The following is an 18,414-nucleotide window of genomic DNA, read 5'->3' as shown; positions in this document are numbered from 1 at the left end:
AACCTGCTCAAGCCTCCCGATCATGAACCGCCCTGCCCTTACCGCCCTTGCCGCAACATTGCCCGCCACTGTGCCTTTCGTCGGCCCGGAAGCGCAGGAACGCCAGCGCGGGCGCCCTTTCCGCGCGCGCATCGGCGCCAATGAAAGCGGCTTCGGCCCCTCACCCGCGGTCAAGGCGGCCATTGCCGAGGCGGCGGGCGACGTATGGAAATACGCCGACCCGGAGAACCACGACCTGAAGGCGGCACTGGCCGCTCATCTCGGCGTCGCGCCGGAAAACATCACGGTCGGCGAAGGGATCGACGGGCTGCTCGGGCTGGTAGTGCGACTATTCGTCGAGCTCGGACAGCCAGTGGTGACCTCGCTCGGCGCCTACCCCACTTTCAACTACCACGTGGCCGGTTTCGGCGGGCGTCTGGTCAGCGTTCCCTATGTCGACGATCGCGAGGCCCTCGACGGGCTGGCCGATGCTGCGCGGCGCGAAAATGCGCCGCTGGTCTATCTCTCCAACCCCGACAACCCGATGGGCACATGGTGGGAGGCTGCGGAAATCTCGCGGCTGATCGAGGCCCTGCCGGAAACGACGCTGCTCGTTCTCGACGAAGCTTATGGCGAAACCGCGCCGGCCTCGGCCATTCCGCCGCTCGATGTCGCGCGACCCAACGTCGTGCGCATGCGCACCTTTTCAAAGGCCTATGGCCTGGCCGGCCTGCGCTGCGGCTATGCCATAGGCGAAGCGGAGACGATCCGGGCATTCGACAAGGTTCGCAACCATTTCGGCGTCAACCGGCTAGCACAGACGGCCGCTCTGGCCGCGCTCCGCGACCAGGACTACCTCAACTCGGTGATTGACTCAGTCGCCGCATGCCGGAACCGGATCGCAGCGATCGCGGAGGCCAACGGCCTGAAGCCGCTGCCGTCTGCCACAAACTTCGTCACCTTCGACTGCGGCGGAGACAGTGCCTTCGCGCTCAAGGTCATGCAGGCGCTTATTGCGCGCGACGTGTTCGTACGCAAGCCGATGGCTCCCGTGCTCGATCGCTGCGTCAGGGTCAGCGCGGGACCGGAGGCCGAAATCGACCTGTTCGAGCAGATGCTGCCGGAAGCGCTAGCAGCCTCGCGCGGCTAGGCTGTCATCAGAGCTTCAGCTTCCAGTACTGGCCAACAAGGTCCTTGCCGAAGCTGTGGTGGGGCTCCTCGCTGACGAGCTCGAAACCGGCGCGCTGGTAGAGCCGCCGGGCCTCGACCAGCACCGAATTCGTCCAGAGCGTAAGATAGCTATAGCCGCTCGCGCGGGCCTGTTCGACACAGCGCGCCACGAGACCGGAACCGACGCCTGCACCACGCGCCGCGCGCTCGACATGCAGCATGCGCAGCTTGGCCTCTTCATCGTCCTGCCGAACCAAAAACACCGCGCCAAGTCGTTCGCCGTCACGTTCGGCAACCCAGCAGAAATCGGCGCCCGGCCTGAAATTTCCGAGGAAATCGGAACCTATCCCGGCGATAAGCGCCTCGAACTCGATGTTCCAGCCATACTCCTGCGTATAGAGCTGCGCCTGGCGTTCTATCACCCAGCCAACATCCCCCGCGCGATGGGGCCGATAAATGACTGGGGCCTGGCCCGTCCGGTCGCGCTCCAGCGTCTCATGGATACGCGCCATCGCATCGAGCAGGTTTTCGCGGCCGATGCTATCGATCGGCGAAAGCAGCGTCGAAATCTGGCTTTCCGAACGTGCCTGCTGCCCGGCTAGTGCGCTGGCGCCCTCGTCGGTGAGCGCGAGTATGCGCCGGCGGCCATCCTCTACATCCCTGCTCACCGCGACCAGACCGTTGTCGCGGAACTTGCGCAGGATGCGCGCCAGATAGGCAGGATCGAGCATCAGGTCGCGGGCGATTTCGCCGGCCGCGGGAGCCTGCCGATGTCCGAGCTCGAACAGGACACGCGCCTCCGTGAGCGTGAAGTCGCTGGCGGTAAGCGTCTCGTTCAGGAGCCCGATCGTGCGCGTATAGTAGCGGTTGAAGTCTCGAACGCCGCGGATTGCCGTATCGAGATCCGTCATTTGCAGTTTCTCCCAACTCGTGCTCAGCTTGCCGACATTTAATGGACCGAGTCAACTAAATTGCGCATCGCTACTCCATCTTGAATTAATTGAACGTTCGTTTTATTATCTGACCATCCGGAGGAGATAATGGCGCGAACGGCAGGATCGGACGGCGAAAGGACGCAGGCGGCGATCCGCGATGCCGCCGTCAACCTGATCGCGCGCTACGGCTATGAGGCGGTGTCAATGCGCCAGCTCGCCGCCGAGGTGGGTGTGCAACCGGCGGCGCTCTATCGCTATTTCCCGACCAAGGAAGACCTGCTCTACGACCTTATGACGGCGCATATGAACGCGCTCGTCGCAAGCTGGGAAACCGCCCGGCCGGCCACCGGGGATGCTACCGCCCTGCTTGCTGCTTTCGTCCGAAACCATATCAACTTCCATGTGGAGCGGCGGCACTCGACACACGTCAACAACATGGAGTTGCGGTCGTTGTCGCGGGATCGCCTGTCTACGATCCTGCGCCTGCGCGCTGGCTATGAAAAGGAACTGCGGCAGATCCTGCGGCAAGGTGCCGATGCCGGGCTCTTCACGGTCGAGGACGTGACGCTGACAGCGATGGCCATCATCCAGATGGTCACCGGCGTGATCGTCTGGTTCCGTCCGGACGAACGCCTTTCCGTCGCGGAGGTGACGGATACCTATCACAAGATGACGATGCGCCTCGTCGGCGCGCGCAACGCATAAGGGGAGAGACGATGTACGACCATTCGATGAATTTCGGCCTCGGCGAGGATATCGACGCGATGCGCGACATGGTGCGCCGCTTCGCCCAGGAGCAGATCGCACCAATCGCCGGCGAGATCGATCGTTCCAACGAGTTCCCGGCCCATCTGTGGGGTGAGATGGGTGCGCTCGGCCTGCTCGGCATGACGGCCGACCCTGACTTCGGCGGCACCGGCATGGGTTATCTCGCTCATGTGATCGCGATGGAGGAGATCAGCCGCGCGTCCGCGTCCGTCGGGCTTTCCTATGGCGCGCACTCCAATCTGTGCGTCAACCAGATCAACCGTTGGGGCACGCAGGAGCAAAAGGAAAAATACCTGCCTTCGCTCTGTTCGGGCGAGGCTGTCGGCGCGCTGGCCATGTCGGAGACCGGCTCGGGATCGGACGTGGTGTCGATGAAGCTGCGGGCCGACAAGAAGAACGACCGCTACGTGCTCAATGGCTCCAAGATGTGGATCACCAACGGCCCCTCGGCGAATACGCTGGTCGTCTATGCCAAGACGGAGCCGACGATGGGCTCGCGCGGCATCACTGCTTTCCTCATCGAGCGCGACATGAAGGGGTTCTCGGTCGCGCAGAAGCTCGACAAGCTGGGCATGCGCGGCTCCGACACCGGCGAGCTGGTGTTCGAGGATGTAGAAGTGCCGTTCGAGAACGTGCTCTACGAGGAGGGCAAGGGCGTCGAGGTACTGATGTCCGGGCTCGACTACGAACGCGTCGTGCTGTCGGGCGGGCCGCTCGGCATCATGGCGGCCGCTCTCGATGTTGCGATCCCCTATACGCAGGAACGCCGCCAGTTCGGCAGCGCGATCGGCGAGTTCCAGCTCGTGCAGGGCAAGCTCGCCGACATGTATACGAGGATGAACGCCTGCCGCGCCTATGTCTACGCCGTCGCGGCGGCCTGCGACCGCAAGGAGACCACGCGCAAGGATGCGGCCGGCTGCATCCTCTATGCTGCGGAGAAGGCGACGCAGACCGCGCTCGACGCGATCCAGCTTCTCGGCGGCAACGGCTACATCAACGACTACCCGACCGGCCGCCTGCTGCGCGATGCCAAGCTCTACGAGATCGGCGCCGGCACGAGTGAGATCAGGCGCTGGCTGATCGGCCGGGAGATGATGGGGGAGTCTGCGTGACGTCGGGCTTTGGTGCTCTAGTTCTTCATTTCCAACAAAATGGAGGTACGACATGCCGCTTGACCAACGCCAGAAAGAGCTCATTTCCGGCAACCGGGCCGACTTTTCCGGTCTGCGCGCGCTGTTCATCAACACCACGTTGACACCCACCGAACAAGGCCGATCGCACACCGAAACGCTCATGCGCGATGCGATCGAGATCATGTCGGGTTGTGGTGTTTCGACCGACTATCTGCGCGCGGCCGACCACAGGATCGCCTTCGGCGTCCAGCCAGACATGCGCAAGCATGGCGCGGAAGTGGACGATTGGCCGGACCGCGTCTGGCCGAAGGTGCGCGACAGCCATATCCTCGTTATCGGCACGCCGATCTGGCTCGGAGAGGAAAGTTCAATCTGCCGGATGATCATCGAACGGCTCTACGCGCATTCGGCGCAGAAAAACGACAAAGGCCAGTACATCTACTACGGCAAGGTGGGAGGCTGCATGGTCACCGGCAACGAGGACGGCATCAAGGCCGTGTCCAATACGGTGCTCTATTCGCTGCAGCATGTGGGCTACACGGTGCCGCCCCAGGCCGATTGTGGCTGGATCGGCGAGGCAGGCCCCGGCCCCTCCTACGGCGACACGATGGACGACGGGAGCAAAGCCGGCTTCGACAACGACTTCACCCGCAAGAATCTGACCACCATGACCTTCAATCTCATGCACTTCGCGCGCATGCTGAACGATGCGGGCGGCGTTCCCGCCTACGGCAACACGACCGCGCAATAAAAGCTCACGGGAGCCGCAATGCCCATCATCAAGTCCGAACTCTCCCCTTCGTCCGACACCTTCAAGGCAAATGCCGAGCGGATGCGCGAGCTCGTCGCCGACATCTCCGACAAGGCCGCGACCGTCGAGCTCGGCGGCAGCGAGGAGGCCCGCGAGCGTCACGTCGCCCGTGGCAAGCTCCTGCCGCGCGAACGCCTGGCCCAGCTGCTCGACACCGGCGCGCCTTTCCTCGAGATCGGCCAGTTCACGGCATGGGGCATGTATGGCGAGGACATCGCCTCGGCCGGCATGATCTGCGGCATCGGGCGGATCGAGGGCACGGAATGCATGGTGGTCGTGAATGACGCGACCGTGAAAGGTGGCACCTACTACCCGCTGACGGTGAAGAAGCATCTGCGTGCGCAGGAGATCGCGTTGCAGAACAATTTACCCTGTATCTACCTCGTCGATTCAGGCGGGGCCAACCTGCCCAACCAGGACGAGGTGTTTCCGGATCGCGAGCATTTCGGCCGCATCTTCTTCAACCAGGCCAACATGTCGGCTGCCGGCATTCCGCAGATCGCCTGCGTGATGGGGTCGTGCACGGCGGGCGGCGCCTATGTGCCTGCAATGTCGGACGAGACGATCATGGTGCGAAAGCAGGCAACCATTTTTCTGGGCGGCCCGCCGCTGGTGAAGGCGGCAACAGGCGAGGACGTAACGGCCGAAGACCTCGGCGGGGCGGACCTGCATACGCGCGAATCCGGTGTCGCCGACCACTACGCCACCGACGACACGCATGCGCTCGCGATCGTCCGGCGCATCGTCAAGAACCTGAATCGGAACAAGCGGATAGGCGTGACGCTGCGCAAACCGATTCAACCGCTTTACGCGCCGGAAGAAATCTACGGCGTGGTGCCCACCGACCTGCGCCAGCCCTACGACGTGCGCGAAGTCATCGCACGCCTGGTGGACGGCTCGGAGTTCGACGAGTTCAAACAGAACTACGGCACGACGCTGGTTACCGGCTTTGCCCACCTACACGGCATGCCGGTCGGCATCCTCGGCAACAACGGGGTGCTGTTTTCCGAAAGCGCGCTAAAGGGGGCGCATTTCATCGAGCTGTGCTGCCAGCGCAAGATCCCGCTGATCTTCCTGCAGAACATCACCGGCTTCATGGTCGGACGCAAATACGAGGCAGGCGGCATCGCCAAGGACGGCGCCAAGCTGGTGACGGCGGTGGCGACCGCGCAGGTGCCGAAGCTCACCGTCATCATCGGCGGCTCCTTCGGCGCGGGCAATTACGGCATGTGCGGACGCGCCTACTCGCCGCGCTTCCTGTGGATGTGGCCCAACGCGCGCATCTCCGTGATGGGCGGCGAACAGGCAGCGACCGTGCTGGCGATGGTCAAGCGCGAGGGTTTCGAGCGCAGGGGTGAGGACTGGTCGGCCGAGGACGAGGCGAAATTCCGCAAGCCGATCCTGATGAAATACGAGCATGAAGGGCACCCGCTCTACTCTTCCGCCCGGCTGTGGGACGACGGCATCATCGATCCGGCGAAGACCCGCGATGTGCTGGCGCTGTCGCTGAGTGCGGCGCTCAACGCGCCGGTGCCGGATACGAAGTTCGGCGTGTTCAGGATGTGACGATGCAGGCTGGCATCAGAAAACCGGAACGCTGGACGGGCGCGACCGCCCTACCCGCCATTCACCAGCGCGAGCACCAGCCGGTGGACGTTGCCGCCGTCGGTCAGCTCGACCTGATCGAATTCGCGGCTGCGACGGCGCTGCTCCTGCGACAGCGGGCCGAGACGGCTCTGCAGCTCGGCGCGAACCTTCTGGCAGTCGGGATCGTTGGGCGCGGACAGACCGACCGAGGTGGCCTCGATCGCCTTGACGAGATCGACGATGAACTCGCCATGGACCTTCTCGTGCGCGGCTACGCCGGTGACGAAGGTTTCCCACAGGCGCCGGGTCGCCGCCGGCATGTCCCCGGATGCCTTTGGCAGGCGATAGATGATGGTCAGGCTCGGACGCGCGGAGACGAGCGTGCAGGAGCCGTCAGGCTGCGGACGATAGTCGCGCGACCACAACAGCTTGAAGTCGGTGAACGCGATGGCGCGTCCGACGCCGACCTGCGGCCCGTTCGCACCGATGGACCGGTAGAGATCGATGCCCGAGCTGCCCGATACCCGGTAGTGCTCGATCTTCTCCACCGGCTTCCAGTCGGCATTGGCTGCCGCCGGCATCCATACAATCGCTGCCGCCGCGCCAGCAATCGCAAACTTCTCGTCATGGCATTTCCTCGCCTGCCTCGCTCGCGCGGCAAAGTAGGGGCAAAGCACCAATCTGCACAACCGCATTCGGCATGGCTATCGTCACCGAGGGCCAACGCCGTTGCAGGATTCCTCTTTCCAGGAGAGCTTCATGTTCGACAAGATCCTGATCGCCAATCGCGGCGAGATCGCGTGTCGCGTTATCCGCACCGCGCGCCGGATGGGCATCGCGACCGTCGCCGTCTATTCGGATGCCGACAGCCGCTCGCTGCACGTGGAGATGGCGGACGAAGCCGTGCATATCGGCGCGTCTCCCGTCGGCGAGAGCTATCTGGTGGCGGCGAAGATTATCGAGGCCGCCAAGGCCACCGGAGCGCAGGCGATCCACCCCGGCTACGGCTTCCTGTCGGAAAATCCCGATTTCGTGGAGGCGGTGGAAGCAGCCGGTCTCGTCTTCATCGGTCCTTCGGCAGCGTCGATCCGTGCCATGGGGCTGAAGGACGCTGCCAAGCGTCTGATGGAGAAGGCCGGCGTGCCGGTGGTGCCCGGCTATCATGGTGAAGGCCAGGAGATCGTGATCCTCGCCTCCAAGGCACGCGAGATCGGCTACCCGGTGCTTATCAAGGCTCGGGCCGGCGGCGGCGGCAAGGGCATGCGCAAGGTCGAAGACCCGGACGCCTTTCCCGAGGCGCTGGCAGCGGCAAGGCGCGAGGCCAAGGCGGCGTTCGGTGACGACCGGGTTCTGGTCGAGAAATATGTCGAGAAGCCCAGGCACATCGAAGTGCAGGTGTTCGGCGACAACCACGGCAACGTGGTCCACCTCTTCGAGCGCGACTGCTCCGCGCAGCGGCGGCACCAGAAGGTGATAGAGGAAGCCCCTGCCCCCGGCATGACCCCCGAGATGCGCGCAGCGATGACCGAAGCCGCCGTGACTGCGGCACAGGCCATCAATTATTCCGGTGCCGGCACGATCGAATTCATCGTCGACGCGTCGCAGGGGCTCCGCCCCGACCGCTTCTGGTTCATGGAGATGAACACGCGACTGCAGGTGGAACATCCGGTGACGGAGATGGTCACCGGCGTCGATCTGGTCGAATGGCAGTTGCGGGTGGCAAGCGGCGAGCGGCTGCCGAAGCTGCAGGACCAGATTTTGCTGTCGGGCCATGCGTTCGAGGCACGGCTTTACGCCGAGGACGCGGCTAAGGGGTTCCTGCCGGCGATCGGCACCCTGCATCACCTGCGCTTTCCGCCGGCGACACCTGAGCTTCGTGTGGAAACCGGCGTGCGCGAGGGCGATGCGATCTCGCCTTTCTACGATCCGATGATCGCAAAGCTGGTGGTTCACGGACCCGACCGCGGTGCCGCACTGGAGGCGTTGGGCGAAGCACTCTCCGGCACGGAAATCGCGGGCTCGGTGGTCAATACCGCGTTCCTCGCAGCACTTGCCAGCGACGTGGATTTCGCAGCCGGCGACGTCGATACCGGGCTCATCGAACGCAAGCAGGCGGAACTGACCGCTTCACACGCTCCGACAACAGGCCAGCTTGCAGCCGCTGCCATTGCAGCCGCCGGAGTCGAGACCAACCCGCAGGCGGTGGACCCTTGGGCATCGCTGGCCGGCTACGCGCATTTCCATGCGCCCGTGCGGCAGGTGCGTCTCTCACATGAGGGCAACGAGATCGTCGCAAAGCTCGCCATCGCAGCCAACGGCAACGCGGCCGTCACCATCGACGGCGCCACGACAACGCAGCCGCTCGCGACCGCCAGGCGGGCCGCACGTTGGCCCGGCCATGTTACGGTGTTTGCCGGTGCGGCCAGCCACACCTTCGCAGTGGCCGATCCGTTCGCCGAAGCAGAGGCAGCGGCGGCTGGCGGTGACGCCCTGCGTGCGCCGATGCCGGGGCTGGTCAAAGTGGTGCGGGCGGCTGTGGGCGATGCGGTCGCCAAGGGCCAGCCGCTATTGGTGCTGGAAGCAATGAAGATGGAGCACACCATTTCCGCGCCGCATGATGGCATCGTCGAAGAGATAGCCACCGAAGGCGCGCAGGTCACCGACGGGACAGTGCTGGTGCGGTTCCAGGAGGAAGCCAAGGCCTGAGCCGAAAAAGCGAAGGCCGCGCCGGCTGTTCCCGCCGGTCGCGACCTTCGCTCATGGTCAAGCCCCGGTGCGCCCGCACCCAACTCGCCATCCCTGTTCATTCCTTGAGGCGCGAACGCCGCGCCTCGTAAAACTCAGTGCACGGTCATCCATTCACGGGCTGCGCGAAGCGCCCTTGCGATGTCCTGCTTGCTCATGGTCGCGGCAAGTTCGGCCCGCAGCCCGGCAGCACGATCAGAACCCTTGATCGCGGCAATGTTGAACCATTTGTGGGCGGCGACGAGATCGACGTCACAGTCGCGTCCGGTGGCATACATCATGCCGAGTTCGAACAGAATTTCAGCCTGTGCGGTGGAGCCGATGCCGGCTTCAAGCATGTCAAAACGTGCCATGTTCCAGTCCCCTGTGTGTCTCCCGAGAGCCCTTGTTTTGTGCGGGTCCCGTCGTGTGATCCGATGGTTTGGAGAATGCAGCGGAGGCTTGAATCCGTCGTTAAATGGCTTGCTTAATTTGCGGAAAACAAAACTAAAACAAGAAGTAAAGCTCGGATTTCGTTAAGGATAGGAAGCGCGGAGTTCTCCGCATTTCGCCGAAAAGTCGTTGAAAATTGTCCTGTGCCGGGGAAAGCTTTCGCTAACCACGCTCCGGCTTCTTTCGACGATCGCGCGACCGCATGACGGAGAAAGTCGCGCAATCCTGCCGTGCATGCGGGGTCTTTCGCGGCAACACGAATTCGTTTACGTTTACGTTTGCGTAAGTAACAAGCCCGCGCCGGCATATGAGCCCGTCCGGGATGGGAGGAGAAACATGCTTCGCAGAATTACAGTCACAGCAGCACTGTCCCTCATGCTCGCGGGCACCGCGCTTGCCGATCCCATCGAGGGGAACTGGAAGACAGACAGCGGCGCCATCGCCCAGATCGCTGCGTCAGGGGGCAGCTTCATGATTACGCTGCGCAGCGGCGAGCATAATGGCAAACGCATCGGCCAGATGCAGCCGGCCGGAAGCGGGAAATACAAGGGGAAGATCACCGACCCCGCGAACGACAAGACCTATTCCGGCAATGCCACGCTGAACGGCAACAGCCTTGCCATGCAGGGCTGCGTAGCGGCCATCTTCTGCCGCACCCAGAACTGGAAGCGGCAGTAGCTCACGCTGCCGCCGGCGGTCCCGCATGACGCTGGGCCGCCGGTCGGACTCCGTCCAACAGTACAATCCTTCGACGGCATCGCTAGGAAAACGTTCGTGCTGGCCGCCCAAGCCGGCGCAAAGCCGCACCAATCAATACCTGCAAGCTTTCGTTAAGGTCGCTGAACGGCAGATGAATGCACATCTCAGCCATGGTTCAGCCGGCTTCTGGCATCTTTCGGTCACAAACGAAGGACACTGCCAGAGATGCTCAGCCGCCGCTTCACAATCGTATGCTTGCTCGTCGCCTCGTTCGGCATGGCGCTCTCCATGCTCGTCGCAGAGGACAGCCGCGCCAACCACGTGCGCCCGACGGGCTTCCTGAGCTGCGATGCCAGCGGCTGCGCCATCCCGGCCCGTCACTGAAGAGGCGACCGATGAACCAGATCGCAAACACTTTCCCAGGCCTGTTCACCGCTGCATTGCGCGTGACCCTGCTTTTCATGCTGCTGTTCACGCCGCTGCTCGCGATACAGTCCGTGCAGGCCGGTTCGGCCAGCATCATCGAAAGCGCCGGCTCGCCGCAGAAGGGCATCGGTTTCGTGCTGGTCACGAGCCTGCGCCGCCTGTGAGTGTCAGGCAGACCGCAAAACAGCTTCAAACGGAAATTGGAGGTGGGGACCCTCGAAACGTCATGACCAAGTCTCTATAATAGGTCATGGAAAAGCGAATCTACCCACAACCCATCGAATCGGTCTCCACGCCGGACCCCTATGCCCGCCAGAGCTTCACCGACGCACGCGAGGCCGTCGACGCGCTCAAGGCCCTCTACGACCGCAACACCAGCTTCCTGAGGGACTCGTTCGACAAGCTCGGCGAAGGTGTCGATCAGCAGCGCCGCTATCGCGCCTTCTATCCCGAGGTCGGTGTCTCGACCTCCTCCTACACCCAGATCGACACGCGACTTTCCTACGGGCACATGGCCGCGCCGGGGCACTACTCGACAACCATCACCCGCCCCGATCTGTTCGACAGCTACCTGACCGAGCAGCTTCGACTGCTGATGCGCAATCACGGCGTGCCGGTGACGGTGGGCGAATCCGAAACGCCGATCCCGCTGCATTTCGCGTTCCTCGAAGGCACGCACGTGGACGCCGGCGTGGCCGACCGCATCCAGCGGCCGCTGCGTGACCTCTTCGACGTACCGGACCTGAACGCCACCGACGACCACATCGCCAACGGCACCTACGAGCCGCTGCCGGGCGAGCCGATGCCGCTGGCGCCGTTTACCGCGCAGCGCATCGACTACTCGCTGCACAGGCTGTCGCACTACACGGCCACCAGCCCGAACCACTTCCAGAATTTCGTGCTGTTCACGAACTACCAGTTCTACATCGACGAGTTCTGCGTGCTGGCGCGCGAGCTGATGGCCAAGGGCGGCGACGGCTACGAGGCCTTCATCGAGCCCGGCAACGTCATCACGCGTGCCGGCGAGACCATGCCGCACGAAGGCTCGACGCTGACCCGTATGCCGCAGATGCCGGCCTACCATCTGTCCAAGCCGGGCCATGGCGGCATCACGATGGTGAATATCGGCGTCGGCCCTTCCAACGCAAAGACGATCACCGACCATATCGCGGTGCTGCGCCCGCATGCCTGGCTGATGCTCGGCCACTGCGCCGGGCTGCGCAACACACAGGCGCTGGGCGACTACGTGCTGGCTCATGCCTATGTGCGCGAGGACCACGTGCTCGACGACGATCTACCGGTCTGGGTTCCGATCCCGGCGCTGGCCGAAATACAGGTGGCCGTGCAGGAAGCGGTGGCTGAGGTGACCGGACTTTCAGGCTACGACCTGAAACGCATCATGCGCACGGGAACGGTCGCTACCATCGACAACCGCAACTGGGAGCTGCGCGACCAGCGCGGGCCGGTGCAGCGGCTCTCGCAATCGCGCGCCATTGCACTCGACATGGAATCGGCCACCATCGCGGCCAACGGCTTCCGTTTCCGCGTTCCTTACGGGACATTGCTTTGCGTCTCGGACAAGCCGCTCCACGGCGAACTGAAGCTTCCGGGCATGGCGACGGAATTCTACAAGCGGCAGGTGTCCCAGCACCTGACCATCGGCATCCGCGCCATGGAAAAGCTCGCCGAGATGCCGGCCGAAAGGCTGCATTCGCGCAAACTGCGCAGCTTTTCGGAAACCGCGTTCCTGTAGGGTTCGACGCTCAGCAGAGCGGCGCGGCTGTCTTGATCGCGCCTCAATCTTCGACCATCCGAGCGCCATGGACCGCCTGAGGGGATCAATCATATTGCGGCTGCTGGCCGTCACCACGCTGCTTGGCATCGCGGCGGCGTTGGCGTTCGGCTATCTCGGCTGGATCCATTTCGCGTTCGATTCCTTCTCGCACCTGCGCATTCATCTGGCTGCGGGCCTGCTCGTCTGTGGCGTGCCGCTGCTGGTCTTCCTGCGCTACTGGCCGGAGGCCGTCTTCGCCCTGCTTTTCGGTGCGACCGCGATCGTCCAGACCGTGGGATTTTCGGGACATGCGCTGAAGGTGAACGCCGCTTCGGCGGAACCCGGCGGCAGTCTCTATCGTCTGGTGCAACTCAACCTGCGCTACGACAACCCGCGGCCAAACGATGTGTTCTCGATGATCGGGCGCGAAAAGCCGGACGTCATTACGCTCAACGAGGTCTCCGCATACTGGATCGACAAACTCGGCGTCCTCAAGGCCACCTATCCGTACCAACTCATCTGCCCGCCGCCTGCCTATATCGGCGGCTCGGCGATCCTGTCGCGTCGCCCCTTCGCCGCAGATTTCGAGCCGGATTGCGGAGACCGGGGCTCGTTCGGCCACGTCATCCTCGACATGAACGGGAGGCGGCTGGAGGTTGCGGCGGTGCATCTTGGTTGGCCGTGGCCGTTCAGCCAGCAATGGCAGGTGCCGCTGATGGAGCCGCTGCTCGCCGAGATCGGCTCTACGGCCATCGTTGCCGGCGACCTGAATGCCGTTCCGTGGAGCCAGACGGCGCAACGCGTGGAGCGGGCCAGTGGAACCGAGATCCTGCGCGGGGTCGGGCCGACTTATCTCGACCGCCGCTTTCCGGCCTGGATGCGCCCGTCGCTAGGTCTGCCCATCGACCATGTCATGGTCAAGGGCGGCATCGTGCCGGTGAATGTGCGCAAGCTCGAAGCGGTGGGATCCGACCACCTGCCCCTGCTGTTCGAATTCATGCTTTTGCCGCAGGAACAGCCGGCAGCCGTGTTGCAGGCGTCGCTGAGCGGTTAGCGAACAGGTTGGCGCTGGCGTTTCAGCCGCCCCCTATTCGCTACTCACCATTCGCCAATCGCCTACATATTCGGATAGACCGGTCCCTCGCCGCCCTGCGGCGGCACCCAGTTGATGTTCTGGTTGGGGTCCTTGATGTCGCACGTCTTGCAGTGGACGCAGTTCTGGGCGTTGATGACGAAGCGCACCTCTATCCCCATGCGGTCGGCGGCCGCGTTGCCGTCGGCATCCACCCACTCGTAGACGCCGGCCGGGCAGTACCGCGACGAGGGTCCGGCATAGACGTCGTGCTCCGAGCGCTTCTGCAGTTCCATGTCCTTGACCTGGAGATGGACCGGCTGGTCCTCCTCGTGGTTGGTGTTGGACAGGAACACCGAAGACAGCCTGTCGAAGGTCAGCACGCCATCCGGCTTGGGATATTCGATCTTCTTGTGCTGCGCGGCGGGCTCCAGCGCGGCCGCATCGGTCTTGCCGTGCTTCATGGTGCCGAATGGCGAGAAGCCGAACAGCGTATTCAGCCACATGTCGAGACCCCCGAGCCCGACGCCCAGCCACAGGCCGAACTTCGACCAAAGCGGCTTGACGTTGCGGACCCTCTTCAGGTCCTTGCCGATGTCGGTCGCGCGCCAGGCTTCTTCGTAACCGGCAAGTTCGTCATGGGCACGACCGCCCGCGATCGCCTCGGCGACATGCTCGGCCGCAAGCATTCCCGACAGCACGGCGTTGTGCGAACCCTTGATACGCGGCACGTTGACGAGACCCGCCGAGCAGCCGATCAGCGCGCCGCCCGGGAACGACAGCTTCGGCACCGACTGGTAGCCGCCCTCGGTGATCGCGCGCGCGCCGTAGGAGAGCCGCTTGGCACCGTCGAACGTGCCGCGGATCGCCGGATGCGTCTTGAAGCGCTGGAACTCTTCGAACGGCGCGAGATAAGGGTTCTTGTAGTTGAGGTGAACCACGAAACCCACGGCGACCTGGTTGTCCTCCAGATGGTAGAGGAACGAGCCGCCGCCCGTGCTGCCGCCGAGCGGCCAGCCGAACGAGTGCTGGACGAGGCCGGGACGATGGTTCTCCGGCGCGACCTGCCACAGCTCCTTCAGACCGATGCCAAACTTCTGCGGCTCGCGCCCCTCGCCCAGAGCGTATTTCGCGATGAGCTGCTTGGCCAGCGAGCCGCGCACGCCCTCGCCGATGAGCACATATTTGCCGAGCAGCGCCATGCCTGGCGCGTAGTTCGGCCCGTGCGATCCGTCGCGCTCGACCCCCATGTCGCCGGTAGCCACGCCGATCACCGATCCGGCATCGTTATAAAGAACCTCGGCCGCGGCGAAGCCCGGATAAATCTCGACACCGAGCGCTTCGGCGTGGCCGGCGAGCCAGCGGCAGACATTGCCGAGCGATACTATGTAATTGCCGTGATTGTTCATCAGCGGCGGCATCAGGATGTTGGGCAGCCGCACCGAACCCGCAGGCCCGAGCACGAGGAAATGGTCGTCCGTGACCGGGGTCTTGAACGGATGGTCGCTTTCGTCACGCCAGTCCGGCAGCAGCCGGTCGATACCGATCGGATCGACCACGGCGCCCGAAAGAATGTGCGCGCCGACTTCCGCGCCCTTTTCGAGAACGACTACGGACAGATCGGGATTGAGCTGCTTGAGGCGGATCGCCGCGGAAAGACCGGCCGGCCCCGCGCCGACGATCACCACGTCGAATTCCATGCTTTCGCGCTCAGTCTCGCTCATCAATCAATCCTCCGCGTCCGCCCGTCGGCACTCAAGCTGATACCCTTTGCGCTCATAGCGCATGTTGGGAAGCGGCGAAACCGCCCGCGACCCAAGGTCCCAGCTTACTGTTTAGCCGCTATCATCCGAATTTAAGCGACGTTGACGTAAACGTCAATCATTGTGGCAAGGTTCCAAGTGCCCGCCCGCGGCAAACATAGACGCTTCTCGCATGCCCCGATCGACGCTAGAATGCCCAAAGGTAGCCGGCTCCACAACGAACAGAAAACCGGGTGCGTGCTGCCGACGGGAGGATGCATGGCAAGACACTTGCCGATCCTGCTAGTCCTGGCTCAACCGGTCGCTGTGGCACCAGCGCTTGGCGCCGACGATCTCGGCCGCTGGCACGCCGGCCCCTATTCTTTCTCCGATGAAATGGGCGGCTTCACCATTCGCGAAATCTCCGGTACGGGCAGCGCGGAAGACCCCGTGGTGCTGATCCAAGAGATGGCCTCGGCGAGCCCGGTCACACTGGTTGTACGCGCGGAGAAACCGGTTCGCGCACGAGACTTTTCCGGCAATTTCGCGCATGGCTTCATCCACATGCAGATCGTCGCGCTGAACAACAGCGGCCTGCCTTGGCTGGAATTCGAGTTTGAACTGCAGGAGATCGTCGGCGAACCGAGCACCTTCGGCGATGGGCTTTCCTTCGATCAGCGGCGGACGGAAACGAGCAATATTTCCTCCGACCGCTATGCCGAATACAGCCGCGACCTCGAGCCTTATGACCGGCTGATCTTTCGCAACGGATATACCGATCCGCTGCAAACGGCGACGTTTCGCATCTTCATCACGGATTTTACGCCGCGATGGGAGTTCTTTCTGGTGCAGGACCCGACCGTGCCCTTCTCCTGAGGCCGGCGCTCGCATAAGATCGAGCCGTGATGTCGATTGCCGACCCTAAGCATCCCCTGCCCGACCTTGCCGACCTCCTCCGCTTTTATGCGGATGCGGGCGTCGACGAGGCGCTGTTCGACGAGCCGGTCGACCGGTTCGAGGAATCGGCAGCAACAACGGCGCGTGCGCAGGCTCCGCAAAAAGACGAGCCAGCCAGAGCCCGGGACGCCAAAGCGCAAATACCTCAGGCTCAGGCCAGACCGGCTCCCGCGATGGCGGTTCCGGACGAAGCCCAGGCAGCCCGTGCGCGCGAGGTCGCACGGGAGGCGAAGTCGCTGGAGGAATTGCGCGAGATCGTTTCGGCCTTCGACGGCTGCAACCTCAAATTCACGGCCAAGCAGACCGTATTTTCCGACGGAAACCCGCAGGCCGACCTGATGCTGGTCGGCGAAGCACCGGGGCGCGACGAGGATATTGAGGGGCTGCCCTTCGTCGGCCGCTCCGGCCGGTTGCTGGACCGGATGCTGGCGGCAATCGGCATAGACCGGACCAGCGCCTATATCGCCAACGTCATTCCGTGGCGGCCGCCCGGCAATCGCACGCCGACGCCTCTGGAAACGGAAATCTGCCGCCCGTTCATCGAACGGCAGATTGAGCTCGCCGCTCCCAAGGTGCTGGTGACGCTGGGCGGACCATCTGCAAAGGTGCTGCTGCATGCGACCGAGGGCGTGTTGCGGCTGCGCGGCAAGTGGAAGACGCATGCGACGGCTTCGGGCGTCGAGATCGCCGCGATGCCGACGCTGCACCCGGCCTATCTGCTGCGAAATCCCGCCCACAAGAAACTTGCGTGGCGGGATCTGCTGGAAGTGAAGGCGAAGCTGGAAGTGCTTCGAGGATAGGCTCATGCCATTGCCGGCCGGGCCTGACGCAGCGCGGCATACTGGAGCACCGCGAAGAACGCCACCGCGAGAGCCTGTGCCACCACGAAGGCCACACCCAGCATGTTCGGCTCGACGTAGCCAAAAGCGACGATACCGATGCTGGCAAGAACCCAGGCGACGTTGACCAGCACCACATCGAGCAGCACCATACGCGACAGGCTCTGGCGGCGCGACAGCACCACGAGCAGCGCTACCCAGGGCAGCAGCACGATGCCGGCCCAGAACAGCAGCGAGACCGGCAGATTCAGGAACGGCCCAAGCAGACTGGCGCCGGCCGCCATCAGCACGGCGGCTGCACCGGACACCACGGCGTCGAGCAGGAGGGTGTTCTTGAGGAAAGAGTTCATCGGAATGGTCATGGTCGTTCTCCCTTGGTTGAAACCTGGGCTGGCCTGCTGTGAGCCGTTTGCCAACCCGATGGCCGGGAAGATGACCGCATTTCGGATCGCTGGCGATTACGCATCAGGTAATAGGAAATCGCACCTCGGACGGATAGATTTCGATGACCAACGACATCATCCGGGGAAGAAGCGATGAACACGATGCAGCCGGGCGCGGGTACGCTGATCAAGGAATGGCGGCAGCGCCGCCGCATGAGCCAGCTCGACCTTGCGCTCGAGGCCGAAATATCCCAGCGCCATCTTAGCTTTCTGGAAAGCGGCCGTTCATCGCCGTCGCGCGAGATGGTCCTGAGGCTTGCCGAGCGGCTGGCCGTGCCATTGCGCCAGCGCAACCAGATGCTTGTCGCGGCAGGCTTCGCGCCGATCTACGGCGAGCGCAACCTCGAGGACGACTCCTTCAAGCCGGCACTGGCGGCGGTCGAGCTGGTGCTCAAGGGCCACGAGCCCTATCCGGCCATCGCAGTCGACAGGGGCTGGAACATGGTGCTTGCCAACGCCGCCGTCGGACCGCTGCTGGCGGGCATCGAAGACCAGTCGTTACTCGCACCGCCTGTCAACGTCTTGCAGCTCACGCTTCATCCGAAGGGGCTGGCACCACGGGTCGTCAACCTCGACGAATGGCGCAACCATCTGATCGAGCGCCTCAAGCTGCAGATCGAGGCCTCAGCCGACCCGGCGCTCGAAGCGCTGGAAAAGGAGCTCTCGGGCTACCCGGGCCGCCCGCGCGGTAACGGCAAGGCGTATGACGCGGCCGCCAATGTAGCCGTGCCGCTGCGCCTGCGCGCCGGAGACGAGGTGCTGTCTTTCATCAGCACGATAACGGTGTTCGGTACACCGCTCGACGTGACGCTGTCGGAGATCGCTATTGAATCGTTCTTTCCCGCGGACGCGCGCACAGGCGAACTTCTGCGTGCGCTCGCTTCCGGCGGGTAGGCCTGCGC

General features: G+C 63.7%; 19 protein-coding genes. 14 read left to right on the top strand and 5 right to left on the bottom strand.

The features are described from left to right. The first annotated feature begins 19 nt into the window (after positions 1-19). Positions 20-1,129, top strand: a complete 1,110-nt coding sequence (locus HK436_RS12325) for a pyridoxal phosphate-dependent aminotransferase (protein ID WP_173193423.1) — start codon at positions 20-22, stop codon at positions 1,127-1,129. Between the two features lie 7 nt (positions 1,130-1,136). On the opposite strand, the gene HK436_RS12320 is transcribed toward HK436_RS12325, so the two are convergent. Continuing rightward, on the bottom strand, positions 1,137-2,060 hold the full coding sequence (locus HK436_RS12320; protein ID WP_173190337.1) for a bifunctional helix-turn-helix transcriptional regulator/GNAT family N-acetyltransferase: 924 nt from the start codon (positions 2,058-2,060) through the stop codon (positions 1,137-1,139). Between the two features lie 129 nt (positions 2,061-2,189). Here HK436_RS12320 and HK436_RS12315 point away from each other — a divergent pair, with 129 nt between their 5' ends. From HK436_RS12315 to HK436_RS12300, 4 genes are read left to right on the top strand one after another with little or no spacing between them, the layout of a single operon-like run. Then, positions 2,190-2,789, top strand: a complete 600-nt coding sequence (locus HK436_RS12315) for a TetR/AcrR family transcriptional regulator (protein ID WP_173190336.1) — start codon at positions 2,190-2,192, stop codon at positions 2,787-2,789. Between the two features lie 11 nt (positions 2,790-2,800). After that, positions 2,801-3,964: an isovaleryl-CoA dehydrogenase gene (locus HK436_RS12310; RefSeq protein WP_173190334.1), complete on the top strand. Its 1,164-nt coding sequence runs from the start codon at positions 2,801-2,803 to the stop codon at positions 3,962-3,964. A gap of 52 nt (positions 3,965-4,016) precedes the next feature. Then, positions 4,017-4,736 (top strand): flavodoxin family protein, encoded by a 720-nt coding sequence (locus tag HK436_RS12305; RefSeq protein ID WP_173190332.1) that lies wholly within the window; start codon positions 4,017-4,019, stop codon positions 4,734-4,736. An 18-nt stretch (positions 4,737-4,754) separates the two neighbouring features. Further along, on the top strand, positions 4,755-6,362 hold the full coding sequence (locus HK436_RS12300; protein WP_173190330.1) for a carboxyl transferase domain-containing protein: 1,608 nt from the start codon (positions 4,755-4,757) through the stop codon (positions 6,360-6,362). 50 nt (positions 6,363-6,412) lie between these two features. Here the strand turns inward: HK436_RS12300 and HK436_RS12295 are convergent, their stop codons facing one another. Further along, complete coding sequence (locus HK436_RS12295; protein WP_173190328.1) at positions 6,413-6,964, bottom strand: DUF922 domain-containing Zn-dependent protease; 552 nt, start codon at positions 6,962-6,964, stop codon at positions 6,413-6,415. A 178-nt stretch (positions 6,965-7,142) separates the two neighbouring features. On the opposite strand from HK436_RS12295, the gene HK436_RS12290 reads away from it, so the two are divergent. After that, a complete protein-coding gene (locus tag HK436_RS12290; protein ID WP_173190326.1) occupies positions 7,143-9,089 on the top strand; it encodes an acetyl/propionyl/methylcrotonyl-CoA carboxylase subunit alpha in 1,947 nt (648 codons plus the stop codon). 134 nt (positions 9,090-9,223) lie between these two features. Here HK436_RS12290 and HK436_RS12285 read toward each other — a convergent pair whose 3' ends face one another. After that, positions 9,224-9,481, bottom strand: coding sequence for an SEL1-like repeat protein (locus tag HK436_RS12285; protein ID WP_173190324.1), 258 nt, complete (start codon positions 9,479-9,481; stop codon positions 9,224-9,226). A gap of 415 nt (positions 9,482-9,896) precedes the next feature. On the opposite strand from HK436_RS12285, the gene HK436_RS12280 reads away from it, so the two are divergent. From HK436_RS12280 to HK436_RS12260, 5 genes are all read left to right on the top strand, one after another. Continuing rightward, entirely contained in the window at positions 9,897-10,238 is a 342-nt protein-coding gene (locus tag HK436_RS12280; protein WP_173190322.1) for a DUF2147 domain-containing protein, read from the top strand. A gap of 246 nt (positions 10,239-10,484) precedes the next feature. Then, positions 10,485-10,643, top strand: a complete 159-nt coding sequence (locus HK436_RS12275; RefSeq protein ID WP_173190320.1) for a hypothetical protein — start codon at positions 10,485-10,487, stop codon at positions 10,641-10,643. An 11-nt stretch (positions 10,644-10,654) separates the two neighbouring features. After that, positions 10,655-10,849: a hypothetical protein gene (locus tag HK436_RS12270; protein WP_173190319.1), complete on the top strand. Its 195-nt coding sequence runs from the start codon at positions 10,655-10,657 to the stop codon at positions 10,847-10,849. 86 nt (positions 10,850-10,935) lie between these two features. Next, on the top strand, positions 10,936-12,438 hold the full coding sequence (locus tag HK436_RS12265) for an AMP nucleosidase (RefSeq protein ID WP_173190317.1): 1,503 nt from the start codon (positions 10,936-10,938) through the stop codon (positions 12,436-12,438). Between the two features lie 67 nt (positions 12,439-12,505). Beyond that, positions 12,506-13,513: an endonuclease/exonuclease/phosphatase family protein gene (locus tag HK436_RS12260; protein ID WP_173190315.1), complete on the top strand. Its 1,008-nt coding sequence runs from the start codon at positions 12,506-12,508 to the stop codon at positions 13,511-13,513. 62 nt (positions 13,514-13,575) lie between these two features. Here HK436_RS12260 and HK436_RS12255 read toward each other — a convergent pair whose 3' ends face one another. After that, positions 13,576-15,255 carry an electron transfer flavoprotein-ubiquinone oxidoreductase gene (locus tag HK436_RS12255; RefSeq protein WP_173190313.1) on the bottom strand — a complete coding sequence of 560 codons (1,680 nt, stop codon included), beginning with the start codon at positions 15,253-15,255 and terminating at the stop codon, positions 13,576-13,578. 297 nt (positions 15,256-15,552) lie between these two features. Between HK436_RS12255 and HK436_RS12250 the strand changes: the two genes are divergently transcribed. Both HK436_RS12250 and HK436_RS12245 read left to right on the top strand, forming a co-directional pair. Then, positions 15,553-16,149, top strand: a complete 597-nt coding sequence (locus HK436_RS12250; protein ID WP_173190311.1) for a hypothetical protein — start codon at positions 15,553-15,555, stop codon at positions 16,147-16,149. Positions 16,150-16,178: 29 nt separating this feature from the next. After that, entirely contained in the window at positions 16,179-17,030 is an 852-nt protein-coding gene (locus HK436_RS12245; RefSeq protein ID WP_173190309.1) for a uracil-DNA glycosylase, read from the top strand. A 2-nt stretch (positions 17,031-17,032) separates the two neighbouring features. On the opposite strand, the gene HK436_RS12240 is transcribed toward HK436_RS12245, so the two are convergent. After that, a complete protein-coding gene (locus tag HK436_RS12240) occupies positions 17,033-17,431 on the bottom strand; it encodes a hypothetical protein (RefSeq protein WP_173190307.1) in 399 nt (132 codons plus the stop codon). Positions 17,432-17,605: 174 nt separating this feature from the next. Between HK436_RS12240 and HK436_RS12235 the strand changes: the two genes are divergently transcribed. Then, positions 17,606-18,406, top strand: a complete 801-nt coding sequence (locus tag HK436_RS12235; RefSeq protein ID WP_376769162.1) for a helix-turn-helix domain-containing protein — start codon at positions 17,606-17,608, stop codon at positions 18,404-18,406. Positions 18,407-18,414: the final 8 nt, after the last annotated feature.

The organism is Neoaquamicrobium sediminum (genome assembly GCF_013240295.1).
In the GTDB taxonomy this organism is placed as follows: domain Bacteria; phylum Pseudomonadota; class Alphaproteobacteria; order Rhizobiales; family Rhizobiaceae; genus Aerobium; species Aerobium sediminum.
This window is presented reverse-complemented; position numbering and strand designations above follow the sequence as displayed.

Bases quoted from the DNA above. Each gene is read 5' to 3' on its own strand.
- HK436_RS12280 (WP_173190322.1), top strand. From the start codon at position 9,897: ATGCTTCGCAGAATTACAGTCACAGCAGCACTGTCCCTCATGCTCGCG.
- HK436_RS12245 (WP_173190309.1), top strand. From the start codon at position 16,179: ATGTCGATTGCCGACCCTAAGCATCCCCTGCCCGACCTTGCCGACCTC.
- HK436_RS12275 (WP_173190320.1), top strand. From the start codon at position 10,485: ATGCTCAGCCGCCGCTTCACAATCGTATGCTTGCTCGTCGCCTCGTTC.
- HK436_RS12285 (WP_173190324.1), bottom strand. From the start codon at position 9,481: ATGGCACGTTTTGACATGCTTGAAGCCGGCATCGGCTCCACCGCACAG.
- HK436_RS12260 (WP_173190315.1), top strand. From the start codon at position 12,506: ATGGACCGCCTGAGGGGATCAATCATATTGCGGCTGCTGGCCGTCACC.
- HK436_RS12265 (WP_173190317.1), top strand. From the start codon at position 10,936: ATGGAAAAGCGAATCTACCCACAACCCATCGAATCGGTCTCCACGCCG.
- HK436_RS12270 (WP_173190319.1), top strand. From the start codon at position 10,655: ATGAACCAGATCGCAAACACTTTCCCAGGCCTGTTCACCGCTGCATTG.
- HK436_RS12305 (WP_173190332.1), top strand. From the start codon at position 4,017: ATGCCGCTTGACCAACGCCAGAAAGAGCTCATTTCCGGCAACCGGGCC.
- HK436_RS12300 (WP_173190330.1), top strand. From the start codon at position 4,755: ATGCCCATCATCAAGTCCGAACTCTCCCCTTCGTCCGACACCTTCAAG.
- HK436_RS12250 (WP_173190311.1), top strand. From the start codon at position 15,553: ATGGCAAGACACTTGCCGATCCTGCTAGTCCTGGCTCAACCGGTCGCT.
- HK436_RS12320 (WP_173190337.1), bottom strand. From the start codon at position 2,060: ATGACGGATCTCGATACGGCAATCCGCGGCGTTCGAGACTTCAACCGC.
- HK436_RS12235 (WP_376769162.1), top strand. From the start codon at position 17,606: ATGAACACGATGCAGCCGGGCGCGGGTACGCTGATCAAGGAATGGCGG.
- HK436_RS12255 (WP_173190313.1), bottom strand. From the start codon at position 15,255: ATGAGCGAGACTGAGCGCGAAAGCATGGAATTCGACGTGGTGATCGTC.
- HK436_RS12295 (WP_173190328.1), bottom strand. From the start codon at position 6,964: ATGCCGGCGGCAGCCAATGCCGACTGGAAGCCGGTGGAGAAGATCGAG.
- HK436_RS12310 (WP_173190334.1), top strand. From the start codon at position 2,801: ATGTACGACCATTCGATGAATTTCGGCCTCGGCGAGGATATCGACGCG.
- HK436_RS12290 (WP_173190326.1), top strand. From the start codon at position 7,143: ATGTTCGACAAGATCCTGATCGCCAATCGCGGCGAGATCGCGTGTCGC.
- HK436_RS12240 (WP_173190307.1), bottom strand. From the start codon at position 17,431: ATGACCATTCCGATGAACTCTTTCCTCAAGAACACCCTCCTGCTCGAC.
- HK436_RS12315 (WP_173190336.1), top strand. From the start codon at position 2,190: ATGGCGCGAACGGCAGGATCGGACGGCGAAAGGACGCAGGCGGCGATC.